The sequence below is a fragment of the Rhodococcus sp. NPDC004095 genome (assembly GCF_053604015.1).
The window spans coordinates 81,969-91,778 of sequence record NZ_JBSGGS010000019.1 but is presented as its reverse complement, the minus strand read 5'-3'; the positions used below and the strand labels follow the sequence as shown (position 1 = coordinate 91,778).

At 70.0% G+C, this 9,810-nt stretch carries 7 protein-coding genes; all 7 read right to left on the bottom strand.

Translation table 11 applies throughout. The features are described 5' to 3' along the window. Positions 1-117: 117 nt before the first annotated feature. From atzF to urtB, 7 genes are read right to left on the bottom strand one after another with little or no spacing between them, the layout of a single operon-like run. Complete coding sequence (atzF, locus tag ACWEPG_RS26060) at positions 118-1,842, bottom strand: allophanate hydrolase (protein WP_450116636.1); 1,725 nt, start codon at positions 1,840-1,842, stop codon at positions 118-120. A 2-nt stretch (positions 1,843-1,844) separates the two neighbouring features. Further along, positions 1,845-5,453 (bottom strand): urea carboxylase, encoded by a 3,609-nt coding sequence (gene uca / locus ACWEPG_RS26055; RefSeq protein WP_452595701.1) that lies wholly within the window; start codon positions 5,451-5,453, stop codon positions 1,845-1,847. Positions 5,454-5,486: 33 nt separating this feature from the next. Beyond that, the gene (locus ACWEPG_RS26050) at positions 5,487-6,215 is read right to left on the bottom strand and encodes a GntR family transcriptional regulator (protein WP_450116638.1); all 729 of its coding nucleotides are present in this window, start codon (positions 6,213-6,215) and stop codon (positions 5,487-5,489) included. A gap of 2 nt (positions 6,216-6,217) precedes the next feature. Continuing rightward, positions 6,218-6,910 (bottom strand): urea ABC transporter ATP-binding subunit UrtE, encoded by a 693-nt coding sequence (urtE, locus tag ACWEPG_RS26045; RefSeq protein ID WP_452595700.1) that lies wholly within the window; start codon positions 6,908-6,910, stop codon positions 6,218-6,220. A 3-nt stretch (positions 6,911-6,913) separates the two neighbouring features. Next, a complete protein-coding gene (urtD, locus tag ACWEPG_RS26040; RefSeq protein WP_452595699.1) occupies positions 6,914-7,750 on the bottom strand; it encodes an urea ABC transporter ATP-binding protein UrtD in 837 nt (278 codons plus the stop codon). Continuing rightward, on the bottom strand, positions 7,751-8,887 hold the full coding sequence (gene urtC / locus ACWEPG_RS26035; RefSeq protein WP_450135754.1) for an urea ABC transporter permease subunit UrtC: 1,137 nt from the start codon (positions 8,885-8,887) through the stop codon (positions 7,751-7,753). It abuts the gene before it with no gap. Then, positions 8,884-9,768, bottom strand: a complete 885-nt coding sequence (gene urtB / locus ACWEPG_RS26030; protein ID WP_450116642.1) for an urea ABC transporter permease subunit UrtB — start codon at positions 9,766-9,768, stop codon at positions 8,884-8,886. The genes urtC and urtB overlap by 4 nt, the downstream gene beginning before the upstream one ends. Positions 9,769-9,810 lie beyond the last annotated feature (42 nt).

The window sequence follows — 9,810 nt, the reverse complement described above, 5'->3', positions numbered from 1 at the left end:
GCGCTCGACGAATCCGACCAGGTTCCCGGCCGCATCCGACCAGCTCTCGACGACGAGGTCGACGACGCCGGGTGCGAGTCCCGAGACTCGCAAACCGCGCACGAGCGGCGCAGCCGCCTATCCGAGGTAAGCCACCCAGCCGCCGTGATCGGTGATGTCGGTGGCGCCGTCGACGGCGTCGTGGGTGCAGCCGAACCCGACGACACTGCGGCCGTCGGACAACTCGACACTGGTCAGTGCCATCGGCGCGGGCAGCGCCGCGAGGAAGCCGCCGAGCCCGGCGCGCGAGACCCGGAAGACCTCCCCGACCACCGGCGACCCGAGTCCCTCACCCCGCCGGACGAGGCCGGGCTTGGGCGGGACGGTGTCCAGCGCGTAGAGCCGGTAGGCGTCGGTGGTGCTCACGGTCCCGGCGAAACGGGCGCCGATCTCCTCGAGCTGGAAGTGCAGCGGCTGGCCCCGCAGATGCGCTCCGAACACCGCCAGGTCCACACCGTCCTCGACGAGAGCGGGAGCGTCGACTCCACCCGATCGGGCCGCGAGATCGACGGCGACCTGGTCCTCGAACGCGGGCACCACGAACATCACCCCGAACGGGTCGCCCTGCGCGGTCGCCGTTCCCGGCACCGCGACCGCGGCCATGTCGAGCAGGTTGCAGAAGTTCGTGTAGGCCCCCATCCGGCGGTTGATCGCGATTGGATCGGCCTGCACCGCGGCGATCGTCGGGTGCTCGGTCGTGGTCGGCAGCAACAGCGCATCGCAGCCGGCCAGCGTCGCGGCGGCAGCGACCTTCGCCCGGTGGAGCGTGTCCAGGTCGCCGACCAGTTCATGGGCGGCCGGCGCCTTCGCTCCCGCCACGATTGCCGCGACCGTGGGATCCGCTCCGGCGGGCGCGGTTTCGAGGAACGCCCCGACCGCCGCGTAGCGCTCGGCGACGACGGCGCCGTCGTACAGCAGGCGGGCCGCGTCGAGGAGACCGGAGATGTCGACCGTACGCGTCCGGATGCCGGTGGCCTCGAGCGCGGCAACCGTCTCACCGAAGGCGGCGAGGTACTCCGGGGACAGGTCGGCGAGGTCCTCGATGCGCGGCACCGCGACGACGGGCGCGGTTGGGGCGGCCAGGCGCACATCCGGCGGCCACACCCGGCTGCGCGGATCCCGAGGATCCGGGCCGACCATCACCCGGGCCGCCGCGACGGCCGCGTCGAGGTCCGTGGCGAAGACGGTCAGGCAGTCGTAGTCGACGCAGGCGGGCACCACCCCGTGTGTAGGCACGAGGCCGAGGGTCAGCTTCAGCCCGACGATGCCGTGCAGCGCGGCCGGCACCCGGCCCGATCCGGCGGTGTCGGTTCCGATGCCGATGTCGGCGATGCCGAGCGCAACCGCAACCGCAGACCCGGAACTCGAACCGCCCGAGACCCGTTCGGCATCCCACGCGTTCCGCACCGCCCCATAGGGACTGCGGGTGCCGACCAGGCCGGTGGCGAACTGGTCCAGGTTGGTCTTGCCGAGGACCACCGCGCCCTGTTCGACGAGGCGCGCCACTCCGCTCGCGGTTTCCGTTGCGCGGTATTCGAATTCGGGACACGCGGCGGTGGTGGGCAGGCCGGCGACGTCGACATTGTCCTTGACCGCCACCAGCAGCCCGGCGAGCGGCAGGGTCTCCCCCGCCGCCAGACGTTCCTCGACGGCTCGGGCGTCGGCGAGCACGTCGGACTCGGCGCGCAGCGTGATCCACACCTCGGGCCGGTCCACCTCGGCGATCCGGCGGAAGGCCCGCTCCACCCGGTCGGTGGGCGACGAGGCCCCTTCCAGCACAGCGGCGTTGCTGACTGCGTTCATGTTCAAGCGGCTCCAATCACCACGAGCGGAGTACCGGGTTGCACCTTCGCACCCGGCTCGACAAGCACCTCGAGCACCGTGCCCCCACTCGGGAAGGGTACGGGCATCTCGAGCTTCATCGCTTCGAGCACCACGGCGTCCTGGCCGGGCTCGACGACGTGTCCGGGTTCGACCTCGACGCGCCACACCGTGCCGACCATCGGCGCCTCGACCGCGACTGCGCCGGGTGGCAGTTCGAGGGTGCCCACCTCCTCCGGTTCCGGAGGCGCGACCTCGACGCGGTCAAACTCGCCCGCCGCACGCCACGCCTCCTTCTCGGTATCGAACGCGCGGGTCTGGCGGGCGTTGAACGCGGCGATCGAGTCGGCGTTGTCCTCGAGGAAGCGCAGGTGGTCGGCGAGCGCGAAGGTACCGTCGGTGATCTCGGCGTTGAACCGGCCGGCCTGCGCCTCGGCTCGGTACTCGGTCAACTGCTCGGGCGTCACCGGCTCCCACACGATCCGGTCGAAGAAGCGGAACAGCCACGGCCTGCCCTGTTCGAAGGGACCGTGCTGGCGGTACCCGGACCAGATCGGTACGGTGCGCCCGATCAGCTGGTAGCCACCTGGCGACTCCATCCCGTACACGCACAGGTACTTGCCGCCGATCCCGACCGCGTCGGACGGCGTCCACGTCCGTGCCGGGTTGTACTTGGTGGTGACGAGCCGGTGCCGCGGGTCGAGCGGAACCGCCAGCGGGGCACCGAGATACACGTCCCCGAGCCCGAGAACCAGGTACTCGGCGTCGAACACGGCGTCGCGCACCTGGTCGACGGAGTCGAGGCCGTTGATGCGACGGATGAACTCGGTGTTCGACGGCAACCACGGCGCGGTGTCGCGGACCCCGGCCCGGTAACGGTCGATCGCCTCGGCGATGGACGGATCGTCGAACGAGAGCGGCAGCCGGATCGTGCGGCTGGGAACCACGAGATCGCCGGTGGCGGGGAGCAGTTCCTCGACGTCCTGGAGGACGTCGAGCAGGCGCGAGGGCGGCAGCATGTCCGGGTCGAAGTGCAGGTGCAGCGACCGTACACCCGGGGTGACGTCGATCAGGCCGGGCAACCGGCGGGCGGCGAGCGCCTCGGACAGCGCGTGCACCCGCATCCGCAGACCCAGGTCGAGTTCCATCTCGCCGTACTCGACGAGGATGTTGTCGTCGCCGCCACGCAGGTACCGCACCCGGGGCCGGTCGAGGACCGCGTCGCGGTGCGCCAGCACCCCGCCGTCGGAGGTGACCGCATGGGCGGCCGACGGCGGCAGCAGGGCCGCCCGAACGGGATTCGACGACCGCAGCAGGTCCGCACCCGCATCGGTGACCGGAACGAAGCGGACCCCGTCGCCCGGGCGGATCTGTCCGAGCTTCCAGCGGTGCGCCCGGGTGACGGTGAGCGGGCACGCGAATCCACCGAGGCTGGGCCCGTCCGGTCCCAGCAGGATCGGGGTGTCACCGGAGACGTTGAGGGCGCCCACGCTGTACGGGTTGTCGTGCAGGTTCGACGGATGCAGACCCGCCTCACCACCGTCGGTGCGTGACCACGTCGGCTTCGGTCCGTCGAGCCGGATCCCGGTCCGGTTGGCGTGCGCCGCCACCGTCCAGGTCGTGTCGTAGAACTGGGCCATGTCCTCGGGCGTGAAGTAGGAGGGTGACGGCTGCGGCCCCTCTGTTACCGCCAGGTGCCAGGTGTGGGCGAGGACGGGACGGTCGGTGGTCGGGACGGCCGCCGGTGCGGCGCATCCCGCCGTGGAACCGATGGTCAGCACGTCACCGGTGGCGACGGCCCGGCCGGTCGGTCCGCCGAACCCGCCGAGTGTGAACGTCGCGGCGCTGCCGAGATACTTCGGCGCATCGAGGCCCCCACGGATCGCGAGGTAGGTGCGCAGGCCGTCACCGGCGGGCGTGCCGATGTCGAGCACTCCCCCGGCCGGCACCGTCACCGGTTCCCACATCGGCACCCGTTCTCCGTCGACGGTGACCGGGACGTCGGCACCGCCGACACACACCACGGTCTCCTCCGCGAACTCCAGTTTCGGGCCCTGCAGCGTGCATTCGAGTCCGGCCGCATCGGCCGGGTTTCCGACCGCAGCGGCAGTGAGGGCGAACGACAGGTCGTCCATCGGCCCGGACGGCGGGATCCCGACCTCCCAGTAGCCGAGGCGGCCGGGATGGTCCTGCACCGTCGTCATGGTGCCGGCTCGCAGCACGTCGACGCGGGCGCCACCGACCTGCAGGGTGGCGAGGGTGCCAGTCGTGTGCCGGGCGTCCTGGACCTCGGGCATCGTCGCGATCGCCTGCAACTGAAGAACATTCGTGGCGATTCCGTACACCCGGGTCTCACCGAGTGCCTCACCGAGGGCCGCGAAGGCACCCGCCCGGGTGGCGCCGGAGGTGATCACCTTCGCGAGCATGGGGTCGTAGTGCGCGCTGACCTCGGTGCCGGTGTCGACCCAGGTCTCGACCCGGGTGTGTGCCGGGAACTCCACGCTGGTGAGCAGTCCCGCGGACGGCCGGTAGTCGCGGCCGGGATCCTCCGCGTACACGCGTGCCTCGACCGCGTGACCGGTGATCGCCGGACCGCTGTCGGGCAGGGCGTCGAGCATGGACGCGTCCCCGCCGGCCAACCGCAGCATCCACCCGACCAGGTCCACCCCCGTGACCTCCTCGGTGACGGGGTGTTCGACCTGCAACCGGGTGTTCATCTCGAGGAAGGACGCCTCCCCACGGTCGACGTCGTACACGAACTCGACGGTGCCCGCGGACCGGTAGTCGACCGACGAGGCCAATGCCCGCGACGACGAGAGCAGCTGCTCCACGACGGCATCCGACAGACCCGGCGCCGGAGCCTCCTCGACGACCTTCTGGTTGCGGCGCTGCAGCGAGCAGTCGCGGGTCCCGAGGCTGAGGGTGCGACCCAGTCCGTCACCGAACACCTGCACCTCGATGTGCCGGGCGCGGGCAACGAACCGTTCGAGGAACACCCCGGAGGAGGAGAAGTTCGCGGACGCGAGCCGCTGCACGCGGTCGTAGGCGCCGCGCAGGTCGGCGGCGTCGAAGCACGCCTGCATTCCGATGCCGCCTCCGCCGCCGACGGCCTTGAGCATCACCGGGTACCCGATCTCCTCGGCCGCGGCGAGCGCCGCCGTCACCGTGTCGAGCAGACCACTGCCCGCCACCAGGGGGACACCGACCGCGCGAGCCGCCTCGCGCGCCGAGTGCTTGTTGCCGAACACCCGCAACTGCCGCGGGGTCGGGCCGACGAACGCGATCCCGGCCGCCTCGGTGGCGACCGCGAACTCGTCGTTCTCCGAGAGGAATCCGTAGCCGGGGTGGATCGCGCCGGCCCCGGAGGCGAGCGCCGCCTCGATCACCGCGTCGGCCCGCAGGTAGGACTCCTGCGCGGGCGCAGGCCCGAGCCGCACCGCGACGTCCGCCATCTCCACGTGCGCGGCCGCCGCGTCCGCGTCGGAGTACACCGCCACCGTCTTCAGCCCCAGGATGTGGGCGGATCGCATGATGCGGCATGCGATCTCGCCGCGGTTGGCGACGAGGAGGGTGTCGAAGGAGAGGGCGGTCATGTCACAGCCTTTCGGGGGGTCATCGGGCGGAGTTCAGTCGCGGACGGCGTTGGCCATCCGCGCCAGCGCCAGCGCCTGCTGGGCGCGTTCGATCACGACCGCGCGGGATTCGTCGATGTGGGCGAGCAGCGCGTCGTGTGCGCGCTGGAGGTGTCCGTCGAGCACCAACTCGGCGACGGCGACGTGCTCGTCGACGGTGGCGGCCATCCGGTCGGGCGTCAGGTAGTCGAACATCCGCACCGGCCGGACCTTCGCGTTCACGTTCGCGAGCGCGTCGACCAGCGCGCCGTTGCCGGAGGACGCGAGCAGGGTGATGTGAAACTGCTCGTCCAGCGCGACGAACCCGGCGTCCGGTTCGGGTGTGTCCTTGCGGTATCCGTACCACCGGTCGAGCTCAGGACCGAGGACCTCGGGATCGTGACGACCGGCATCCCCGTGCAGGATTCGACGAATTCCCCTCATTTCCAGGGTGATCCGAAGCTCGTACAGGTCGGCGAGGTCGTCGAGCCGCGGGCGATACGGGAACAGCCCGTGCACGTCACGTTCGACCAGTCCGTCGGCCTGCAGTCGTGCCAGCGCCTCGCGTACCGGTGTGCGGGAGACCCCGTACGTCTCGGCGAGCCGCTCCTCGCCGAGGCGCTCGGAGGGTCCGATCCGTCCACTCATCAAATCGTTGCGGAGTGCGCGATACACCCGCTCCCGCAGCGGTTCACCGGTGGTCTCGAGGGCGACCCCGTTGTCGCCCTTCCCCGTCGTGCTCATGGTCAGATCGCCATCGCCGCACGGACGGCGTCGGCGGACTCGGCGCCGCCGGTGCCGGTGGAGGTGACGTGTCCGGCAGCGAGGACGCTGTAGTGCTGGGCGGCTTGCAGGGCGAATCCGATGTGCTGTTCGACGAGCAGCACGCTCAGGTCGCCGCGCCGGGTGAGGTCGATGATGGTGCGTTCGATCTCGGCGACCACGTTCGGCTGGATGCCCTCGGTGGGTTCGTCGAGGATCAGGACCTTGGGTTCGGTGATCAGGGCGCGAGCGATCGCGAGCTGCTGACGCTGACCGCCCGACAGCAGGCCCGCCCGCCGGTCGAGCAGACCGGCCAGTGCGGGGAACAGGTCGAGGACCTCGGCGATCAGCGCCTTGCCTCGTTTGCGGCCGTCTGCGACCACCTGCAGGTTCTCTGCACAGGTCAGCTGCCCGAACGACTGCTGGCCCTGCGGCACGTACGCCAGCCCGCGGGCGACGCGGGCGCTGGGCCGCAGCCCGGTGATGTCCTCACCGCCGAACAGGATCTTCCCCGACGTCGTCTTGATCAGCCCGACCGCGGCCCGCAGCAGGGTGGTCTTGCCTGCCCCGTTGTGCCCCATCACCGCGGCGACCCCGCCATCGGGGACAGTCAGCGACACACCGTGCACCACCTCGGTGCGCCCGTATCCGGCGCGGATGTCGACCAGTTCCAGCATGGGTCAGCCCTCCTTCGTGTCGTGGGCGGCGACGGCGACGGCGGTGCCGTCCACGTGCCCGGTGCCGAGGTAGACGGCCTGGACCTTCGGATCGGCCTGCACCTGTGCGACGGTGCCCTCGGAGAGCACCTTCCCCGCGGCGAGAACGGTCACCGACGTCGCGAAGGCGCGCATGAAGTCCATGTCGTGCTCGACGACGACGACGGTCCGCTCGCCACCGATCCGGCGCAGCAGGTTCCCGGTCTCCTCCCGCTCCTCCAGGCTCATCCCGGCGACCGGTTCGTCGAGCAACAGCACGTCCGCGTTCTGCACCAGCAGCATCCCGATCTCGAGCCACTGCTTCTGCCCGTGCGCGAGGATCCCCGCGGGGGTGTCACGCTGCGCGGTGAGCCCGATCGTCTCGAGGGCCTCCTCGATCTGTGGCAGCACCTCCGTGCGGCGCCGCAACAGAGTCCACGCGGATCGTCCTGCGCCGGCGGCGATGTCGAGGTTCTGCAGCACGCTCAGGTCCTCGAACACGCTCGCGGTCTGGAAGGTGCGTCCCACCCCGAGGCGGGCGATGTGATGGACCTTCTTCCCGATCAGCTCGACCCCGGACTTGGTGGCGGACCCGGTGGCCGGGACCAGCCCGGTGATCGCGTCGACCAGGGTGGTCTTGCCCGCACCGTTGGGGCCGATCAGGAATCGCAGGTCCCCCTGCAGCAGCGTCAGATCCACCCCGTCGACGGCCGTGAAGCCGTCGAAGGTCACCGTCAGCCCGCGGACCTCCAGGTACTCGCTCGACATCCCGGCATTGCCACCGGCCGCGGGAGCCTTCGCCGTCACCACTGTCTCGGTCATCTACGACACCTTCACGGACTCGGGCGCCTCCGCCGGGGAGGACGCTGCGGGATCGGAATCGGGCGAGGGTGCGGTCGCCTGCGACGGTGCGCTGCCGGTGCGACGCCGCTTGAGCAGGGTGAACATTCCGGCGATGCCGGCGGGGAAGAACCCGACGACCACGATGAACAGCAACCCCTGGGCGTAGATCCAGCCGGACGGGAACGACTCGGAGAACGCGGACTGCGCCCACGCCACCCCGATCGCGCCGAGCACCGGGCCCAGCAGGGTGGCGCGACCACCGATCGCCACGCCGATCAGGAACGCAAGGGACGGCACGATTCCCACGTCCGCCGGGGAGATGATCCCGACGATCGGCACGAACAGCGCACCCGCGACACCCGCCAGGAACGCGGCGACGACATAGGCGACGAGCTTGATGTTGGCGGGGTCGTAGCCGAGGAACCGGACCCGCTCCTCCTGGTCCCGGACCGCGACGAGCAGTTCCCCGTAGCGGGAGTTCATCAACTGCCGGATCAACGCCACCGACAGCAGCAGCACTGCCGCGGCGATGAAGAACAGCATCCGCTTGTTCGCGGGATCCGCCAGGTTGAAGCCGAAGAAGGTGCGGAACCGGTTGAGCCCGTTGCTGCCGCCAATGGTCTGCTGGCCGACCAGCAGGATCGCGAACGCCGCCGCCAACGCCTGCGACAGAATCGCGAAGTAGGCGCCCTTGACGCGCCGTTTGAACACCCCGAGGCCGAGCACGAACGCCACCAGGCCCGGCAGGATCAGGATCGCGAGGATCGCCACGATCGGGGAGGCGAACGGCTGCCAGTAGCCCGGCAGTTCGGTCTTGCCGGCGATCTGCATGAAGTCCGGTACGTCGTCGCCCTTGAGCTGGGCGTCGGCGATCTTCAGGTGCATCGCCATCGCGTAGGCGCCGATCCCGAAGAACACGCCCTGCCCGAGCGTGAGCATTCCCCCACGCCCCCAGGCCAATCCGATTCCGACGGCAACGATCGCGAAGCACAGGAACTTGCCGAGCAGGCCGAGCCGGAAGTCGCTCAGCACCGCCGGTGCGATCCCGAACAGCAGCACCGCAGCGACCGCGAAGCCGCCCCACACCCGAGCCTTGGGACTTGTCAGGACGCTCATACCAGGCTCCTCGTCTTGACGGCGAACAGACCCTGCGGCCGGGCCTGCAGGAAGACCACGATGACAACGAACACGATCACCTTCGCGATCGACGCCGTCGTCGAGTACTCGATGAACGAGTTGAGGATGCCGAGCGCAAACGCGGCGATCACCGCACCCTTCATCTGACCGAGTCCACCGACGACGACCACCAGGAAGGCGTCGATCAGGTAGCTCTGCCCGATGGTCGGGCTGGTCGACCCGATCAGCGTCAACGCCACACCCGCGACACCGGCCAGACCGGATCCGATGAAGAACGTGGTGACGTCGGTGCGGCGCGACGAGATGCCGCTGGTTTCCGCGAGATCCCGGTTCTGCACCACCGCGCGGATCCGGCGCCCCATCGGCGACCGCTTGAGCGCGGTCGCCAGCACCGCCACCGCGACGACCGCGAGCACCAGGATGAAGATCCGGGTCTTCGGGACCACCGCCCCGAAGATCTCGACGCCACCCGAGAGCCAGTACGGGGCAACAACGTTCACCGCCGGCGCACCGAAGATGTCCCGGGCGAGCTGCTGCAGGATCAGTCCGACTCCGAACGTCACCAGCAGCGTGTCGAGCGGACGGTGGTACATCCGCTTGACCAGCGTCGTCTCGAGCAGGACCCCCATCGCACCACCGACGACGAAGCCGACCACCAGGGAGACGAACAGCGATCCGGTGGCGCTCGAGATCACCTGCTGCACCACGTAGGCCGTGTAACTGCCCGCCATGATGAACTCGCCGTGGGCCATGTTGATCACGCCCATCTGACCGAAGGTCAGCGACAACCCCAATGCGGCGAGCAACAGGATCGACCCGATGCTCAAGCCCGTGAACAGCTGTCCGATCACGACATCCACGATGTACTACCTCTCTGCTGGTCGGCTTCGTCGTCGGAATCG

Excerpts from the sequence above, each read along its gene's own strand:
- atzF (WP_450116636.1), bottom strand. The coding sequence starts at position 1,842 with ATGAACGCAGTCAGCAACGCCGCTGTGCTGGAAGGGGCCTCGTCGCCC.
- uca (WP_452595701.1), bottom strand. The coding sequence starts at position 5,453 with ATGACCGCCCTCTCCTTCGACACCCTCCTCGTCGCCAACCGCGGCGAG.
- ACWEPG_RS26050 (WP_450116638.1), bottom strand. The coding sequence starts at position 6,215 with ATGAGCACGACGGGGAAGGGCGACAACGGGGTCGCCCTCGAGACCACC.
- urtE (WP_452595700.1), bottom strand. The coding sequence starts at position 6,910 with ATGCTGGAACTGGTCGACATCCGCGCCGGATACGGGCGCACCGAGGTG.
- urtD (WP_452595699.1), bottom strand. The coding sequence starts at position 7,750 with ATGACCGAGACAGTGGTGACGGCGAAGGCTCCCGCGGCCGGTGGCAAT.
- urtC (WP_450135754.1), bottom strand. The coding sequence starts at position 8,887 with ATGAGCGTCCTGACAAGTCCCAAGGCTCGGGTGTGGGGCGGCTTCGCG.